The 17,787-nt window shown below is 58.7% G+C and carries 15 protein-coding genes; 9 read left to right on the forward strand and 6 right to left on the reverse strand.

The genetic code is table 11. From position 1 onward, the window contains the following. Positions 1 to 751: 751 nt before the first annotated feature. Together pgi and IE116_RS11775 are read right to left on the reverse strand one after the other, a co-directional pair. The gene (pgi, locus tag IE116_RS11770; RefSeq protein WP_189612637.1) at positions 752 to 2,377 is read right to left on the reverse strand and encodes a glucose-6-phosphate isomerase; all 1,626 of its coding nucleotides are present in this window, start codon (positions 2,375 to 2,377) and stop codon (positions 752 to 754) included. 11 nt (positions 2,378 to 2,388) lie between these two features. Beyond that, positions 2,389 to 3,795 carry a phosphomannomutase/phosphoglucomutase gene (locus IE116_RS11775; protein WP_229828111.1) on the reverse strand — a complete coding sequence of 469 codons (1,407 nt, stop codon included), beginning with the start codon at positions 3,793 to 3,795 and terminating at the stop codon, positions 2,389 to 2,391. Positions 3,796 to 3,999: 204 nt separating this feature from the next. On the opposite strand from IE116_RS11775, the gene IE116_RS11780 reads away from it, so the two are divergent. Next, positions 4,000 to 4,368, forward strand: a complete 369-nt coding sequence (locus IE116_RS11780) for a VanZ family protein (RefSeq protein WP_189612640.1) — start codon at positions 4,000 to 4,002, stop codon at positions 4,366 to 4,368. Between the two features lie 9 nt (positions 4,369 to 4,377). Here the strand turns inward: IE116_RS11780 and IE116_RS11785 are convergent, their stop codons facing one another. From IE116_RS11785 to galE, 4 genes are all read right to left on the reverse strand, one after another. Continuing rightward, the gene (locus tag IE116_RS11785) at positions 4,378 to 4,920 is read right to left on the reverse strand and encodes an MORN repeat-containing protein (protein WP_189614579.1); all 543 of its coding nucleotides are present in this window, start codon (positions 4,918 to 4,920) and stop codon (positions 4,378 to 4,380) included. A gap of 383 nt (positions 4,921 to 5,303) precedes the next feature. Further along, positions 5,304 to 7,418 carry a YjbH domain-containing protein gene (locus IE116_RS11790; RefSeq protein ID WP_268249234.1) on the reverse strand — a complete coding sequence of 705 codons (2,115 nt, stop codon included), beginning with the start codon at positions 7,416 to 7,418 and terminating at the stop codon, positions 5,304 to 5,306. 153 nt (positions 7,419 to 7,571) lie between these two features. Next, positions 7,572 to 7,823, reverse strand: coding sequence for a hypothetical protein (locus tag IE116_RS11795; protein ID WP_189612643.1), 252 nt, complete (start codon positions 7,821 to 7,823; stop codon positions 7,572 to 7,574). Positions 7,824 to 7,978: 155 nt separating this feature from the next. Next, a complete protein-coding gene (gene galE / locus IE116_RS11800; protein ID WP_308428229.1) occupies positions 7,979 to 9,028 on the reverse strand; it encodes a UDP-glucose 4-epimerase GalE in 1,050 nt (349 codons plus the stop codon). Between the two features lie 489 nt (positions 9,029 to 9,517). On the opposite strand from galE, the gene wbaP reads away from it, so the two are divergent. The 8 genes from wbaP (at position 9,518) to rfbH (ending at position 17,764) form a co-directional block, all read left to right on the forward strand. Next, the gene (gene wbaP, locus IE116_RS11805) at positions 9,518 to 10,987 is read left to right on the forward strand and encodes an undecaprenyl-phosphate galactose phosphotransferase WbaP (protein WP_189612645.1); all 1,470 of its coding nucleotides are present in this window, start codon (positions 9,518 to 9,520) and stop codon (positions 10,985 to 10,987) included. A 114-nt stretch (positions 10,988 to 11,101) separates the two neighbouring features. Beyond that, complete coding sequence (gene rfbB / locus IE116_RS11810) at positions 11,102 to 12,193, forward strand: dTDP-glucose 4,6-dehydratase (RefSeq protein WP_189612647.1); 1,092 nt, start codon at positions 11,102 to 11,104, stop codon at positions 12,191 to 12,193. Then, positions 12,183 to 13,112, forward strand: coding sequence for a dTDP-4-dehydrorhamnose reductase (rfbD, locus tag IE116_RS11815; RefSeq protein ID WP_189612649.1), 930 nt, complete (start codon positions 12,183 to 12,185; stop codon positions 13,110 to 13,112). Before rfbB ends, rfbD begins: the two co-directional genes overlap by 11 nt. Beyond that, a complete protein-coding gene (gene rfbA, locus IE116_RS11820; RefSeq protein ID WP_189612651.1) occupies positions 13,109 to 14,002 on the forward strand; it encodes a glucose-1-phosphate thymidylyltransferase RfbA in 894 nt (297 codons plus the stop codon). Before rfbD ends, rfbA begins: the two co-directional genes overlap by 4 nt. A gap of 2 nt (positions 14,003 to 14,004) precedes the next feature. Next, complete coding sequence (gene rfbC, locus IE116_RS11825; protein WP_189612653.1) at positions 14,005 to 14,556, forward strand: dTDP-4-dehydrorhamnose 3,5-epimerase; 552 nt, start codon at positions 14,005 to 14,007, stop codon at positions 14,554 to 14,556. 37 nt (positions 14,557 to 14,593) lie between these two features. Further along, positions 14,594 to 15,364, forward strand: a complete 771-nt coding sequence (rfbF, locus tag IE116_RS11830) for a glucose-1-phosphate cytidylyltransferase (RefSeq protein WP_189614582.1) — start codon at positions 14,594 to 14,596, stop codon at positions 15,362 to 15,364. Further along, on the forward strand, positions 15,364 to 16,443 hold the full coding sequence (gene rfbG / locus IE116_RS11835; protein ID WP_189614581.1) for a CDP-glucose 4,6-dehydratase: 1,080 nt from the start codon (positions 15,364 to 15,366) through the stop codon (positions 16,441 to 16,443). Before rfbF ends, rfbG begins: the two co-directional genes overlap by 1 nt. 7 nt (positions 16,444 to 16,450) lie before the next feature. After that, complete coding sequence (gene rfbH, locus IE116_RS11840) at positions 16,451 to 17,764, forward strand: lipopolysaccharide biosynthesis protein RfbH (protein ID WP_189612655.1); 1,314 nt, start codon at positions 16,451 to 16,453, stop codon at positions 17,762 to 17,764. Positions 17,765 to 17,787: the final 23 nt, after the last annotated feature.

Raw genomic sequence — 17,787 nt, forward strand, 5'->3', positions numbered from 1 at the left:
CAAGGGGCTGCGCCGGGCGTATGCCCGGGCGGTGGAGCGGGATGTCTTCAACATGGGCGTAGCGCTTCTTCTGACAATGACCGAAGCCATGGACGCAAGAAGCTAGCACCTTTCTTCCCTAGGCCGAACAGTGCTAGGTCATCGGATGTAAGCCCGCGCCTGCGCAATGACCTGCTCTGCGGTACGCGCCGCCCCAGCATGTAGAAAGAAATCACGACAATTTCTACTCATCAGTTTCCGCGTTACTGACATGTCAAACAGTTGCAATTTGCTGTCCTGAACTACGTCGTCTTCCCAATGTAATATTCCGACCGCGCAACGGACAATCAGACATTGCGCATCGTTTGATGACAGGCGTTCGAACGCCGATCTTTAAGCCGCCTGATCACACCAGAAGCGGATGGAGCACAGCATGAAAAGACTTTGGATACTCGCCGGTCTGGTGACGGCGTTCAGCGTGTCGGCCGCAACCACACTTACCAAGACCTATACCGCAGTCAGCGCATACCCCGCAGGGGCCTGCACCATCGCGGCAAACAATGCGGAGCGCGATGGCCGCATGTGGTTGCAGCAAGGGTGGAGCCAGGCTTCGCAGACACAGTGCTCGTGTCAAAACGCAGGGCTTGAATACCGCTGCGCAATCGATGTGACCTACTGGCGGCCGTAAAAACGTTGCAGGAAACATGAAAAAAAGGCGTCCGATTCGGACGCCTTTTCTACTCATGCACAGCCTGTCTGCATTGCTTCCAGGTCACTTCCATTCGCCAACCCAGTGGGCAGTCGATACGTCGTGGGGCTGGATATCGCCGCCACTCAGTTCGTCGGCAATGCCTGTCGCCAGCACCTTGCCGTACTCCACGCCCCACTGATCGAAGGGGTTGATGCCCCACACGATGCCCTGCACGAACACCTTGTGTTCATACAGCGCCAGCAAGGCGCCCAGACTGTGGGCCGTCAAGCGGGGCAATACCAGCAAGGTCGACGGGCGACCACCCGGGTGCACCTTATGATGGGCCAGCCAGGCCGCGCGTTCCGGATCGGTTTCCGACTTGGCCACTTCGGGCAGCAAGGTATCAAACGACTTGCCACGCAGCAGCGCCTCGCGCTGCGCCAGACAGTTCGCCAGCAGCAGACGATGGTGCTCGGCAAAGTCATGATCGGCTTCGCGGCACACCACGAAATCGACCGGCGTCGGATCCGTGCCTTGATGCAGCCACTGAAAGAACGTGTGCTGCGCATCGGTGCCCGACACGCCCCACACCAGCGACCCCGTCGGCACACTGACAGGCCGGCCATACACGTCCACCGACTTGCCCAACGACTCCATATCCAATTGCTGCAAATACGGCGCCAGATTGGTCAGCCGCGCGTCGTACGCAGCAATGTTGAGCGACGGATAGCCGAACACATTGCGGTTCACCAGGGCCGTCAATGCAAGCTGCACCGGCGCGTTCTCGCCGATCGGCGCCGTGGCAAAGTGCGCGTCCATGTCGGCCGCGCCTTCCAGCAGACCATCCAGCGTCTCGACACCCAAGGCCAGCGCAATCGGCAGGCCGATCGACGACCACACCGAATAGCGGCCGCCTGCCCAGTCCCACAGCTTGAACACGTGGTCTTCTGTAATGCCCAGCTTCGCAGCGCCCGCCACGTTCGACGTTACCGCCACCACATGCGCATTCACATCCTGCACGCCCCCCGCACGCAGCCATTCGATCGCGCGTTCGGCGTTGCGCAGCGTTTCGATCGTGTTGAATGATTTGGACGACACGATGATCAGCGTGTGCAGCGGATCCAGACCCAGCAAGCCGGCCTCGATCGCATGCGCATCGATGTTCGACACAAAGCGCATCTCACGCCGCGTGCCCGCATTGCCCAGTGCACTGACGACCAGACGCGGGCCCCAGTCACTGCCGCCAATGCCGATATTCACGACATGCTTGTAGCGCCCTTCGGCATCGGCGCGCCGCACGAACGTGCGCACGCGTTCCCGTTCGGTCGCAACCTGCGCGGCCACGCGCAGCGAAGCATCCGGGCTGCGCAAGGCGGTGTGCCAGGCAGGCCGGGCTTCGGTGCAATTGGCCATGCCACCATCCAGCAGGCACGCACGCGCGGCATCGAAGCCCCGCTCCGCCAGCAACGCTTCGCCCGCCGCCTTCAACGCTGGCGACTGCGCTTGCGCGCTCAGGTCGACCGCCACGTGCGGCGCCTTCACGATACGCAAGGTCGCCGCGGTCAGATCCGCATGCTGCGCCGACACGACGAACTGCCGCCATGCCTGCGTATCGGCCAACGGCGCCGGCGCATTGTCTGCGTGCCACAAGCTGGCCGCGCCGCCCGCTGTCGCGCCTGTACTTCCTGCCTCATCGACTCCCGACATACTTCGAGACCTCAGAAAGGCAGTACGGCGTCGGGCGCCACGCGCAGCAGCTGCGAGCGGAAGTCGGCCTGAATGCGCGCCATGGCGGCGTCATCATCGGCTTCAAAACGGATCACCACCACGGGCGTCGTGTTCGACGGACGCGCCAGCGCAAAGCCGTCGGCATACTCGACCCGCACGCCGTCGATCGTGATGACCTCACGCGCACCGGCAAACTTGCCCTGCTCGTTCAAGCGCTTAACGACATTGAACTGCTCGCCTTCGGCCGTTTCCAGCTTGAGTTCAGGGGTGGACGTGGCACAAGGCAGGGCCTCGAGCACGGCCGATGCGTTGGGGCTCTTCGATACGATCTCGAGCAGACGCGCGCCCGTGTACAGGCCGTCGTCAAACCCGAACCAACGTTCCTTGAAGAAGATGTGGCCGCTCATCTCGCCTGCCAGCGGCGCGCCGGTTTCCTTCAGCTTGGCCTTGACCAGCGAATGGCCCGTCTTCCACATCAGCGGCTTGCCGCCGGCTGCGAGCACTTCTTGCGCCACGTAGCGGCTGCACTTCACGTCATAAATGATTTGGGCGCCGGGATTGCGCGACAGCACGTCACGCGCATACAGAATCAGCTGACGATCCGGCCAGATGATCTCACCGCCCTTCGTCACCACGCCAAGCCGGTCGCCGTCACCGTCAAAGGCCAGGCCCAATTCGCAGTCCGTTTCTTCCAGGCAGCGGATCAGGTCCTCCAGGTTGTGCGGGTCAGCCGGGTCCGGATGGTGGTTGGGGAAGTTGCCGTCCACGTCGCAGAACAGCTCGGTCACTTCGCAACCCAGCGCACGGAACAGACGCACGGCAGCCGGGCCGGCCACGCCATTGCCGCAGTCCACGGCAATCTTCATGGGACGCGCCAGCTTCACGTCGCTGACGATGCGTTCCAGGTATTCCGGCACCACATCGACTTCGGTGCGCGTGCCACGGGCATGCGTGGTTTGCGGCGTGTTCTCCAGCATGTGCGTACGCAGGCCGGTAATGGCATCGCCATACAGCGTCACGCCGGCCATCATCATCTTGAAGCCGTTGTATTCAGGCGGGTTGTGGCTGCCGGTAATGGCAACGCCCGTACCCGTCTGGGTCGTGTTCGCGGCAAAGTACACCAGCGGTGTCGGCACCATGCCCACGTCGATCACGTCGACGCCGCCGGCCAACAGGCCTTCCTGCAATGCGTCCGACAGGTCAGGTCCGCTCAGGCGACCGTCACGGCCAACGACGACAGCCTTCACGCCGGCTTCGTGCGCGGCATTGGCCAGCGACGCGCCCAGGCGCCGCGCAAATTCAGGACTCAGGGGTGACGGAACAACCCCGCGGATGTCATAGGCCTTGAACGCCGAAGCGGCAATATCGATGGTTCCATCAGCAGCGTTAGCCCCCACAAAATTCCCCTGAGTATGTTGTATGTAAAGACGGCGATTATCCACGATCAACGCGGCAATCGGCACGTATGGAGTAACGCCCGGTTACTTGGAACTCAGGGTTACTCCGTAAAGTCCCATACTAAGCGGAAGAGCAGTTGATGCGCCTCGTCCAGATGCCCGACTGGGTTGACCGAGGCTCTACGGATGGGCAATAAAGGAGGCATGAAGCATTTGCGAAAACTCTATTTTCTGGCCGCGTTCGCGTTTTTTGCGTTGATGATCGGCATCGGTTCCATTCCCAATCAGGCGAATGAACTGTCATCGATCATCCCGGACAAGGTGCTGCACATGGTGGCCTACGGCGTCCTTGCCGGGCTGCTGTACATGGGCCAGTCCCCCAGCAATCGATACCGCGGCCGGATCGCCGTACTCGCCATTGGCATTATGGGCGCGCTCGACGAAGGCGTGCAGTCCCTGTTCTCGTACCGCACCCCAAGCTGGTCCGACTGGTTCTGCGACATTGCGGCGGCCCTGATCGCCGTGGGCCTGCTGCGTTTGGTGGAATCGCGCCGCACGTATCAGCCGGGATAGGCTGTCCGCCTACTTGCAGGGCATCCATTCCGTGATGTTGTCCCATCGCGGATTGATCTTGGACACGCTTACGCGCAGCGTCTCCGGTGTCGTGATATTCACCTGCAGCCGGTCTTCCAGCACATTGGTCACCACGCCCCGCGCGATCCGCGTCGACGTCGCACCCTGCGTCGTAATCGAGCACACCCTCGTGCCCGGCACACCGATCACGGGCAACAACACCTTCATGGCCCGCTGACGCTGCACCATGGCCGGTGGGGCCGGGTCGATAGGCACGCCGCCAAAAAAGTTGGTTTCCATGCGGATGTTGTCTGGCGAGAAGATATACACACCCTTGCCATGCCGCCTGTCCGCCACCCACAGGCCTTCGGACCGGTCGCCGCGCCACGGGGACGCCTCACCAAAGATGTAGGTGCCCGCGCCTTCGCGGGCATCGAACACCCAGGCGCCGTTGTATTCGTCGCCATTGGCGTAGACCTTCCGGCCCTGCCCTTCCTTGCTGCCGCCCTTGAACGTGCCGTTGTAATACGCACCGGATAAGCCGCGCGCCACGCCGTGCCCTTCTGCGTAGCCGTCCTTGCAGCCGCCCTGGTAAGAGACCTGGAGTTCAACGTCCCAGACTTTGCAGGTGGGTGCCGGAGGGGGCGGTGGTGAGACGGGGGCAACAGGTCCTGACGGCCAGACAGGTTGATCGGCCGACGGAGCAGCAGGAGTCTGAGTTCCAGCCGGGGCCTGAGTTCCTACTGGAACCTGCGCTCCAGCAGGAGCGCGCGTACCAGCGGGGGCCCGCGTTGCGCCAGGAACCGTCGCGCGAGCCGCACCCGGCGCAGGCGGTGCCGCATCCGGCAAGGGAATTACCTGCGCCGTGGCCAACGCACCCATCAACAAGGTCGCCGCACCAAGCCCGGCGGCGCGCTTTGCGAAAAGAACGACCGTCATGGCGCGTCCTCCCCGATCACATCGCTGAAGCTGCGCAGGCCATCGCCTTCCGTCGCGTTCTGCAGCATGCCGCGTTCGAACTGGTCATACAGATCGCCAGGCGAACGCACCATCGCGCCCACGTCACGCGTCCACGGCTGCAGGCTGAAGTTCGCCGCCGCACCCGTGTCCGTCGCCAGCATCGTCGCCAACGGAATCCGCATGAACACACCCTTGTCGCGATAAGGCGCATCGGGCGAACCCGGGCTTTGAATGTCGTTGCCGTTCGTCACGGTGTACCAGACACCCACTTCCATGCCGGACTTGAAGGTACGCTTGATCTCGCCCCGCACGCCCTCGTCCCCCGCCAGGAAACGACCGCCGCGGGCCGTGACCGTCACACCATCCAGCCATGGCACGCGATGGTGCACCGACATCAGATAAGTGCTCGTCCTGTAGTCCAAAAAGCCCGTGCCCTTATAGTCACGCTGCTTGAGCATGTCGAACGATCCGTCGACTGCCCAGCGCGATCCCGGCGCAACCCACAACGCCTGCACGCCCGCGCCGCCAAACATTTCTTCGTAGATACCGGCGGAAGCGCGTGTGTAGACCCGTTCGGCAGGCTGCCAATAGCGGTGCAGCAACGCACGGTCCAGCTTGATCTTGGACGCTCGCTTGTACTTTGCGGCGTCGCTTCGCACGTGCGGAAGATCGGAATTCGACTCCTGCGCCACGTCAGACACGTTTTCCGACAGCACCGTACGCACCGACCCGTCCGCCCACCATCCTTGCGCGATACGCAAGCGTGCCGAGAAGTCCAGGCCCACGTCGTACTTGAACGCACCGCTCGGGTCGTTCAGGTAAGTCGAAAAATACGGGCTGATCTGGAACCGGCTCTGGTCATACGACTCGCGGCGGAAGTTGAACAGGTTGCCATCGCGGTTAAACGCAAAATTGGCCTTGGGGCGCTCATACGCCACGGCATCCAGCACCTGGTCGATATCCGAGGTCTGGGCTGCCGTTTTAGGCGGCGCGGCGTAGCGGATGTCGACGTGGGCAGCCAGCGCCTCGCGCGTCGTCAACCCTGCAAAGTAACGCTGCAGCACTTCCGCGTTGCCAAACCGGTAGGTGACGGCGGCCAGGTCCTGGTTCTCCCAGGTGATCTCCATTGCTTTCGTCTCAAGCGGTGCATACGCCAGCGCAATGCGCGCTGCGCGGCCGATACCGCGAGACTGATAACGGAACCGCTCGCTGGTCAGCGACAACACCATCGTGCCGTTGCGGTATGCGAGCTTCACATTGCGGAAGCCTTCGTCATGCAGCGTGGCCAGCATGCCTTGACGGTAGCCGCGATCCTCGTCCCACTGCGCGGCCGTGGGGCGTGGGGCGTCGCTGTACCAGGCGCCTTTTGCAAGGGGACCGGTTTCGTTGATCTTGGGGACGAACTCGCGTGCCTGGAACGGGATCGAAAAGTAGGCAGCGACGGAGGGCTTGCCGTATTGTGAGCCGAGTTGGAGGGTGAACGGACCCCGGGTGTACTCGACGGCAGCGTTCCACTTGCCGACGGGGCGCGTGTTGACACCTGATTCCGCCGAGCCATAGTCACGGGCAAAGTTGGTCGCGTCGCGCTCAACAACCAATCGCCAGTTAGGAAGAGCTTGAGGCGAAAAACGCACACCGCCGAAAGCCCCATCCAACCGTTTGCGTCCATAGCCGGCGCTGACGTCGAACACGCCGACGCCATTGAAGCCGAACTTCTTGTTGGCCACGACGAATTCACTGGCAAAAATGCCCGTTCCCGTACCCCGGTCATCCATCCCGACTGCAAACTGTGGCAGCCAGCTGATGCCGAAAGCACCTTCTTCCAGCAGACGCACCTTGGCGCCTACCGACTTATCCTTGAAACTGCCGTAATCGGGTCCCAACCCGCCATCCACACCGGCGATCTGCGTGTACCGGGCCGTGGCTTCCAGCCAAGGCATCGCCTGCAAGCTGAAGAAACCTGCCGTGTAAGGCGAAGCATGCGTCACGCCGATCCGGAACACACCGTCGTCCTGCATACGTGCAGAAGGCGTGTTGATGAGACCGGTAAGTCCGTTCTGAGCGGCTTGAGCCCATAAAGCGCCCGGCACGAGCGCCAACAGGCACGCGAGGTATCCCGAGCGTCGTCTAGCCAAAGTTAGATTGCTCAACCGAAACCACCAAAAGAAAACCGGCAAAGAAAAGGCGGCCGAAGCCGCCTGTCGCGCAGAAGCTAGCTCCCGCGCTATCCGCGTTGCCGCAGATTAACGGCCAGCGTGGTGATGGCTGGTCGTCGTATCGCTCGAACCCGAAGCGATAGCAGCGATAGCGATGCCGACGGCCAACACGCCACCAGCAACAGCAGCGCCGGACACGCCAGCAATGCCGCCAGCGCCAACACCACCAGCAGCAGTACCGCTGGTACGTGCAGGAGCAGGTGTAGCAGGCTGTTGAGCAACAGCAGCAACGCTAAACAGAGCAGCAGCCGCGAATGCAGCGATCTGGGTCAGTTTCATGGGTAAATCCCCCTATTAGTTGAAAAGCACCCCGCTGGACAGCGACGCGCATACACGGAAATCCGAGCGTTGATCATACCGGGGAACCCCTCAAGCGTAAACATGACGCGTAAGCCGGACGGGCTAGACCTTCGAAAAATTTGTATCAGAGACCGCTATGCAACACCCGGCCCGCCGCGATATCCATCCGGATTCTGGCGCTGCCAGTTCCATCCATCGCGGCACATATCCTCAAGAGAACGCTCGGCTGTCCAGCCAAGCAGGCGCTTTGCTTCAGACGCATCGGCCCAGAACTGCGGCAAATCTCCCGCACGCCTGTCCATCATTGCCAAGGGGATCTGCTTTCCCGAAGCTTCCTCGAACGCCTTGACCATCTGCAAGACGCTCGTGCCTTGCCCTGTGCCCAAGTTGACAGGCAAGAAGCCGGTCTGCTCGACAGCAACCTTGACTGCCTTGACGTGACCGACGGCGAGATCGACAACGTGAAGGTAATCGCGAACTCCCGTCCCGTCCACGGTTTCATAGTCACTGCCAAAGACGCGAAGCCGTTCAAGTTTGCCCACCGCCACCTGGGTCAAAAAGGGGAACAGGTTATTTGGCAACCCTTTGGGATCTTCACCCAGTTGCCCGCTCGGGTGCGCCCCGATCGGATTGAAATACCGCAAGGTGACTGCCGAAAAATCTGGATTCGACGCACACACATCAGCCAACATTTGCTCGACCATAAACTTCGTCCACCCATACGGATTGGTCGGCTTTTGTGGATGCTGCTCGGTATAAGGCAAGAACTGTGGATCGCCGTACACGGTTGCAGATGAACTGAATATGATTGCGTTCACGCCCGAGGCGAGCATCGCAGCCAGCAACGTACGCGTTCCACCCACGTTATTGTCGTAATACCGCAGCGGGTCAGCCACGGACTCGCCCACGGCTTTCAATGCCGCAAAGTGAATGACTGCCGAGATGGCCTCGCCGTCGCGAGCAGCACCATCAAACACTTCTTTCAGTGCCGCTTCGTCGCGGATATCAGCGTTGACGAAAGGCACATCGACCCCGGTCAGCGATTTGACGCGTCTCAACACTTCGACATCGCTATTCGACAGGTTGTCCAAGACAATCGGGGCATACCCCGCCCCGATCAATTCCACCAGGGTATGGCTGCCGATATATCCCGCACCGCCCGTCACCAACAACTTCATCTGCATTTTGTTCCGTCCTGAATTAGGCCCGATGATATTCGATGCTTTGCAGCCTAAACACCACAGTCACTAAGACCTACATCTTGAAGGCTTCGGCACCTGTGGTCGCAATGACATGGACCTACGCGGTGCCGATAGCACCTCTACAGCCAAGGGATGATGGTACTTTCCCGATGCCATTGTTGCTCTGCCCTGTCAACTCGAATGCCGGTGCGGTTTCACTATGTTGCAATCACTGTCTCGGCCGTGGGAACCATACGAATTACGTTCTAGGCTAAAATCTGTTGTTGCAAAGAGGCGCTCCTTGGGTGAGCGCTTTTATTGCTTATGGGTCACTACGAGAGCGCCTGACACGTTCTCAGCGACTGGCAGCAGCGCTGTGCCTGAGCTGCCGCGGCCCGCGACATATTGCTGCTTCGACTACCGGCGATTCGCGGATGAGATCGTTGTGAAATTACAAGGCGTCAGCGTGCGTCGATGGTTTGAGACCTCACTATGAAAGCAGAACTATTCAGTCCTTTGCAAAGCGGCTCGCGGCTTAATGCGCGATGGATTAACAAGTACGCTTTGTGCTTGACCGATTTGGTGAGCTTTCTGACAGCTTTCGGTTTGGGCGCGCTGGCCATGGCAAGTGCAACGTCCAGCGGATTACCTTCGGCCTGGATTGGCATTAACAGCAGCAATATATTTTCTCCATTGCTGACGCACGCTGCTTTCGTTTTCTCGGCCATTCTGTGGTTTTGGGGAAGCGCAAGGCACTATGCATACAGAAAACCATTCTGGAGCGAACTGCACGAGGTGTTGTCGACCCTCGTGCTTGTTGCCTTTCTGGAACTTGCGTTCATTGCCCTGATCGGGTGGCAGTTTTCCCGCATCTGGTGGTTCACGACCTGGGTCAGTGCAATGGTTTGTGTGCCGATCGGTCGCTGGGCTATCAAGACGATTCTTACAGGTGCGGGTTATTGGAAAAAGCCTACCCTGATTGTTGGCACCGGGGAAAACGCAAAAGAAGCATGTCTTGCCTTGCGTAGCCAGCCACTGATGGGCCTGGATGTCATCGCCTACGTGTCTCCCGCCGAATCACTGGGCTCCCAGACCCTTACCAGCGTCCCCATTTTGAACGGATTCAACGCCAGCAGTTTCAACCTGCTTGCGGACGTCAAGGTTGTGATCGCACTCGAACACCACGAGCACCATCTTCGCGACCGCTGGATCCGGGACCTGACCCGCCACGGGATACGAGACATCTCCGTGATTCCCGCAATGCGTGGGGTGCCACTCTACGGCGCGGAAATGTCCCACTTCTTCAGCCATGAAGTGCTGATGCTGCGCTTGAATACCAATTTGAAGCGTACGGCTTCGCGGGTGATCAAACGTTCGTTTGACATCGTCTTCTCTTCCTTGCTGCTTCTGATTCTCTCCCCCGTGCTGGCGTACTTCGCGTACAAAGTGCGCGAAGACGGCGGCAACGCCTTCTATGGCCATACGCGCATTGGCCAGAACGGAAAGAAGTTCAACTGCCTGAAGTTGCGGTCGATGGTGCTCAATTCGGAAGAGGTTCTTCGCAATCTGCTGGCGAACGACCCGGCCGCGCGCGAAGAGTGGAATCTTGACTTCAAGCTGAAGAACGACCCACGCATTACCAAGATCGGCGGTTTTCTCAGGCGCACTAGCCTCGACGAATTGCCCCAACTGTGGAATGTGCTCAAGGGCGAGATGAGCTTGGTCGGACCGCGGCCTATCGTAGAAGCCGAGCTGGCGCGTTATGCCGACGATGCCGACTATTACATGATGGTCAAACCAGGCATGACCGGTCTGTGGCAAATCAGCGGGCGCAACAACATCGACTATGCAACACGCGTTTATCTGGACGCGTGGTACGTCAAAAACTGGTCGCTGTTTTACGACGTCGCCATCCTGTTCAAGACGGCTGGCGTGGTGCTCCAGCGGGACGGAGCCTACTGAGGCTCGACGACATCACCGGCAGGTTCCTGACGAACCCCCGATATTCCAACAAACACATGGGCGCGGATGCGTCAGTGTGTCGCATAACCAGAACGGTCCATCCATACCCAAGCAATGAGCTACCAGCCCAAAAACATTCTCGTCACTGGCGGTGCCGGATTCATCGGTTCCAATTTCGTGCGCTACCTCCTTGGCGCTGCCAAAGACGTCAACGTTGTCAATCTTGATCTGCTGACCTACGCAGGCAATCCCGACAACCTCAAGGGGATGGATGGCGAAGAACGTCATATCCTGGTGCAAGGCGATATTTGCGATCGTGCCCTGGTGGATCGCCTGCTCCGCGAACACAGCATCGATACGGTGGTTCACTTTGCGGCCGAGAGCCATGTCGACCGGTCCATTACCGCACCCGGCGAGTTCGTAAGAACCAATATCGAAGGCACATACTGCCTGCTCGAAGCATGCCGGCAGTTCTGGCAGACTGAACAGAAGCTGGACAAGGACACGCTGCAACAGACGCGCCGCTTCCATCACATCTCGACCGACGAGGTGTATGGCACGCTCGAACTGGATGACCCTGCCTTTACCGAAGAAACGCCGTTTGCACCCAACTCGCCGTACTCGGCCAGCAAGGCGGCCAGCGACCACTTGGTGCGGGCGTATTTCCATACCTATGGCTTGCCGGTCACGACGACCAACTGCTCGAACAACTACGGGTTCTATCACTTTCCTGAAAAGTTGATCCCGCTCGTCATCCTGAACGCATTGGGACAAAAGCCGCTGCCCATTTATGGCGATGGCAAGAATGTGCGCGACTGGTTGTTCGTCGCAGACCACGCCAGCGCGATCCATCGTGTGCTCGAGTCCGGACGGCTGGGCGAAACCTATAACGTCGGCGGCTGGAATGAGAAGACCAACCTGGAAGTCGTCGGCACCATCTGCTCGCTGCTCGATGAACTGAAACCGCGCGCTGACAAGGTCTCCTACGCCGATCAGATAACTTTTGTGAAAGACCGGCCGGGGCACGACCGCCGATATGCCATCGACGCCACCAAGCTGGAACGCGAACTGGGCTGGCGTCCGGCCGAAACGTTCGAAACCGGCATGCGCAAGACGATCGAGTGGTATCTCGCGAACCAAGCCTGGTTGAACAACGTGGTCAGCGGCGACTACCGCAACTGGGTGGAAAAGCAATATGGCGCTTGAATCCCCTACCCTCCTCGTCATCGGCCAGAAGGGTCAGCTCGGGTTCGAGCTCATGCGCGCGCTGCAGCCGCTCGGCAAGGTTGTCGGCGTCGACCGCTCCACATGTGATCTCACGGATACGGCTGCGCTCGACAAGCTCGTGTCGATGATCCGGCCAGACGTCATTGTGAACGCGGCGGCCTACACTGCCGTGGACAAAGCTGAAAGCGATCAGGATCAGGCATACCTCGTCAACGCAACATCGGTAAAAGCACTGGCCCAGGCGGCTGCAACCATCGGCGCGCTGCTAGTGCACTATTCGACGGATTATGTGTTTGATGGCTCCAAGGCCACTGCGTACACGGAAGACGATGCCACGAGTCCCGTCAACGTCTACGGGGCGAGCAAACTGGCCGGAGAACAGGCGATCGCAGCAGAATTGCGCGAACATTTGATCTTCCGCACGACATGGGTATTTGGTGCCCATGGCGGCAATTTCGCCAAGACAATGCTGAAGCTGGCGGGCGCTCGCGACAGCCTCAATGTGATCGCGGACCAGTACGGTGTGCCTACCAGCGCAGCGCTGATTGCCGACGTCAGCGCCCACATCATCGCGCAGTATTTCGCAGTTCGTACAGCAGGCGCAGCGTCCGCAACGTTCCCCTTCGGCCTTTACAACCTGACGGCTAAAGGCGAAACGACGTGGCATGCCTATGCGACCAAGGTGATTGCCGAAGGCATTGCCGCAGGTCTGGAACTGAAGGCCGCGCCCGAGCGTATCCATCCGATCCCGACGTCCGACTATCCGACACCCGCCAAGCGCCCGCACAACTCCCGGTTGTCGTGCGACAAACTTGAGTCGACTTTTGGTGTCCGCCTTCCAGACTGGACCGTGCACGTCGAAAGCACCGTCAAACTTCTTGCAGAGCTCAAACAATGATCAAGGCAGCAACGTCTTCCACCCGCAAGGGCATCATCCTGGCGGGAGGCTCCGGCACGCGCCTGTATCCGATCACGCAAGCCGTATCCAAGCAGCTGATGCCAATCTACGACAAGCCAATGATCTATTACCCATTGGCAACGCTGATGCTGTCGGGCATCCGCGACATCCTGATCATCTCGACGCCGCAAGATACGCCACGCTTTTCGGACCTGCTGGGTGATGGCTCCCAATGGGGCCTGAATATCCAGTATCAGGTCCAACCATCGCCAGATGGCCTGGCTCAAGCATTCGTGCTTGGCCGGGACTTCGTGGGCAACGCTCCGTCCTCGCTGATCCTGGGCGACAACATTTTCTACGGCCATGATCTCGTCAAGCAGCTTGAGAGCGCCAACGCCCGTACGGACGGAGCGACGGTCTTCGCTTATCACGTTCACGATCCGGAACGCTACGGCGTTGTCGAGTTCAACGACGAGTTCCGTGCGCTCAGCATCGAAGAAAAGCCGCTGAAGCCGCGCAGCAACTACGCCGTGACAGGTCTCTACTTCTACGACAACACGGTATGCGATATCGCAGCAGACATCGCACCGTCGCCACGAGGGGAGTACGAGATCACAGACGTGAACAAGCGCTACCTGGAAAACAAGTCGCTAAACGTCGAGATCATGGGACGGGGTTTTGCCTGGCTCGATACCGGTACGCACGACTCCTTGCTCGAGGCCAGCAGCTTCATCGCAACGCTCCAGAAGCGGCAAGGCCTGATGGTTGCCTGCCCGGAAGAAATCGCCTTTCGCAACGGGTGGATCGCTGCCGATGACGTCGCAAAGCTCGCAAAGCCCCTGGCCAAGAATGGCTATGGCCAGTATCTCCAAAAACTTATCGCCGGCTGATCATGCCCTATACCGTCACTGCCACCGACCTGCCCGAAGTCCTGATTCTGGAGCCGAAAGTTTTCGGTGATTCCCGCGGGTTCTTCTATGAAAGCTTCAACGCGCGCGACTTTGAAAAGTGCACGGGCTTGAACAAGGAATTCGTTCAGGATAATCACTCCAAGTCGTCTCGCAACGTGCTGCGCGGTTTGCACTACCAGATTCGGCATCCGCAGGGAAAGCTCGTTCGTGTGGTCGAGGGTGAAGTGTTCGACGTCGCAGTTGATCTGCGCAAGAGTTCACCCAACTTCGGCAAGTGGGTCGGCGTCACGTTGAGCGCGGAAAACAACCGGCAACTGTGGGTGCCTGAAGGTTTCGCCCACGGCTTTGTCGTCGTGTCCGAGAGCGCGCAATTCTTGTACAAGACAACGGATTACTGGTATCCCGAATTTGAGCGATCGTTATTGTGGTCGGACCCAGACGTTGGCATTGATTGGCCGACCGACGGACCGCCTGCTCTAGCAAATAAGGATGCAAACGGCACCGCATTACAGCACGCCGAATGCTTCGAATGACGGCTTCGGCCGTAACAGTCAACTTGAGAACGTAACGATGAAAGCTGTCATTCTTGCCGGTGGGTTGGGCACCCGGATTAGCGAAGAGACTTCGGTGAAGCCAAAACCCATGGTCGAAATAGGCGGGAAGCCTATTCTTTGGCACATTATGAAAATGTATTCGCACTATGGCATCAACGATTTCGTTATTTGCTGCGGATATAAAGGCTATGTAATCAAAGAGTATTTTGCCAACTATTTCTTGCACATGTCGGATGTGACCTTCGACATGGCAACGAATCAGATGGAAGTCCATCAACGATATGCAGAGTCTTGGAAGGTGACGCTGGTCGATACGGGTGAGAACTCCATGACTGGCGGCCGACTTCGCCGAGTGAAAGAGTACGTGAAGGACGAGGAGGCTTTCTGCTTCACCTATGGTGACGGGGTATCGGACGTCGATATTGGAGCCGTGATTGATTTCCATACTCAGGCAGGTACTCTTGCCACCTTGACGGCGACTGCCCCTCCAGGTCGCTTCGGCGCACTGGACATTCGTGGCGAAAAAGTGCATTCGTTCATGGAAAAGCCGAAGGGCGATGGTGGTCTGATCAACGGAGGTTTCTTCGTACTTTCGCCAAAAGTGATCGACCTAATCGATGGCGATGACACTGTGTGGGAAGGAAAACCACTGGAGTCATTGGCGAGATCCGGCCAGCTTTCTGCATACGACCATGAAGGATTCTGGCAGCCAATGGATACGTTGCGTGATAAGTTGCATCTCGAAGATCTGTGGCAATCTGGCAAAGCACCTTGGAAGAAGTGGTAATGGATCCATTATTTTGGAAAGGCAAGCGCGTTTTCCTGACAGGACATACTGGCTTCAAAGGAAGCTGGCTTGCGCTATGGTTGCAGTCACTTGGTGCAGAAGTCACTGGCTTCGCCTTAGCTCCTGATACCACACCTAACTTGTTCGATCTAGCGAACGTAGCGCAGGGCATTGACTCGCAAATCGGAGACATCCGCGATCTGGCATCGATGCTGGCAGCAGTCAAGAAGGCCAGTCCCGAGATCGTCATACATATGGCCGCTCAACCTCTGGTTCGGTACTCCTATGTAGCGCCTGTCGAGACATACGCGACTAATGTGATGGGAACAGTCCATTTATTAGAGGCCGTACGTCAGACCCCAGGGGTTAAGGCAGTCGTTGTAGTGACTAGCGACAAATGCTACGAGAACAAAGAATGGGCATGGGGATACCGGGAGAACGAGCCTATGGGCGGCTATGACCCGTATAGCAATAGCAAGGGGTGCTCGGAACTCGTCACGAGCGCCTACCGAAATTCTTTTTTTAACCCGTATGACTATTCGAAGCACGGAGTTGCTATCGGAAGCGGTCGCGCAGGTAATGTCATTGGCGGTGGCGATTGGGCGCAAGACAGACTTATCCCTGACATGATGCGGGCGATCGGTGCTGGCGAATCGGTGCTGATTCGTAGCCCACATGCCATCCGTCCTTGGCAACATGTCCTTGAGCCGCTTAGCGGCTATCTGGTTCTCGCGCAAAAGCTATATACCGATGGTGCTGCCTATGCCGATGGGTGGAATTTCGGCCCTGAGGATTCTGACACTCAACCAGTTGAATGGATTGTTGAACGCCTGACCTCGACTTGGGGGGCTGGCGCAACCTGGGTATTGGACAAGAACCCGCAGCCACACGAAGCCACGTTTTTGAAGCTCGACTGCTCTAAAGCGAGGGGTCAGCTTGGGTGGCGTCCTCAATGGACGTTAGCCGAGACAATTGACAACATTGTGGAATGGTATAAGGCTGCGCACCTCGGCGCTGACATGCGTTCGCTGACGCTGTCCCAGATCAATTCATACCAATCAAATTTTTTGAAGGCTTGAGAGCACCATGAGCAAAGAACAGATTCGCGAGCAAATCATCCAGCTCGTCGGCCAATATGGTGCCTTGTCCACCGCTGCGAAAGAATTCGTACCGGGCGTCTCCGTTGTACCCCCGTCGGGCAAGGTCATTGGCGCGCCAGAACTCCAACTGATGGTCGATGCGTCCCTCGATGGATGGCTTACCACCGGCCGATTTAACGACATGTTCGAAGCCCGCCTGGCCAAATTCCTTGGCGTTAATCACGTCATGACGGTCAACTCGGGTTCGTCGGCCAACTTGGTCGCGTTTTCGACGCTGACGTCCCACAAGTTGGGCGACCGTGCTGTCAAGCCGGGCGACGAAGTCATCAGCGTCGCTGCGGGCTTCCCGACGACCGTCAACCCCATCCTGCAATTTGGCGCCGTTCCTGTGTTCGTCGACGTCAAAATGGGCACCTACAACGCCGACGCCTCGCTGATCGAAGCGGCCATCACGCCGAAGACGAAGGCGGTCATGATTGCCCACACGCTGGGCAATACGTTCGACCTCGACACGGTTGTTGCACTGTGCAAGAAGCACAACCTGTGGCTCATCGAAGATTGCTGTGACGCCCTCGGCACCACGTACAACGGCAAGGTCGTCGGCACCTTCGGCGATATCGCCACGCTGAGCTTCTACCCGGCACACCACATCACGATGGGCGAAGGCGGCGCCGTCTTCACGAACGACTACGAACTCAAGATGATCGCGGAATCGTTCCGTGACTGGGGCCGTGATTGCTACTGCCCTCCAGGTAAGGACAACACCTGCAACAAGCGCTTCTGCTGGAAGCTGGGTACCCTGCCCGAAGGCTACGACCACAAATACACGTACTCGCACCTTGGCTACAACCTGAAGATCTCGGATATGCAGGCTGCGTGCGCGCTTGCACAGATGGACCGTCTTGAAGGCTTCGTGCAGGCTCGCAAGGACAACTTCGCTTACCTGACCGAAAAGCTCCAGAGCTGCGAAGATTTTCTCATCCTCCCGGAAGCGACCGAAAAGGCCGACCCGTCGTGGTTCGGTTATCCGATCACGGTGAAGGAGGACGCAGGTGTCACACGTCTGGACCTGACGACCTATCTGGATCAGAACAAGATCGGCACGCGTTTGCTCTTCGCGGGCAACCTGACGCGGCAACCCTACATGCTGGGTCGCAATTTCCGGATCTCCGGGGAACTGACGAATACCGACCGGATCATGAACCAGACGTTCTGGATCGGGCTTTACCCAGGCTTGACTAAAGAAATGCTCGATTACAGCGTTGAAAAGATCGAGACGTTCCTGGGCGTCAACTTTTAACGCTGTTTCCTCGTCTGCAGTTA

Origin of the sequence: Pigmentiphaga litoralis (assembly GCF_014651835.1) — a bacterium.
In the GTDB taxonomy this organism is placed as follows: domain Bacteria; phylum Pseudomonadota; class Gammaproteobacteria; order Burkholderiales; family Burkholderiaceae_B; genus Pigmentiphaga; species Pigmentiphaga litoralis.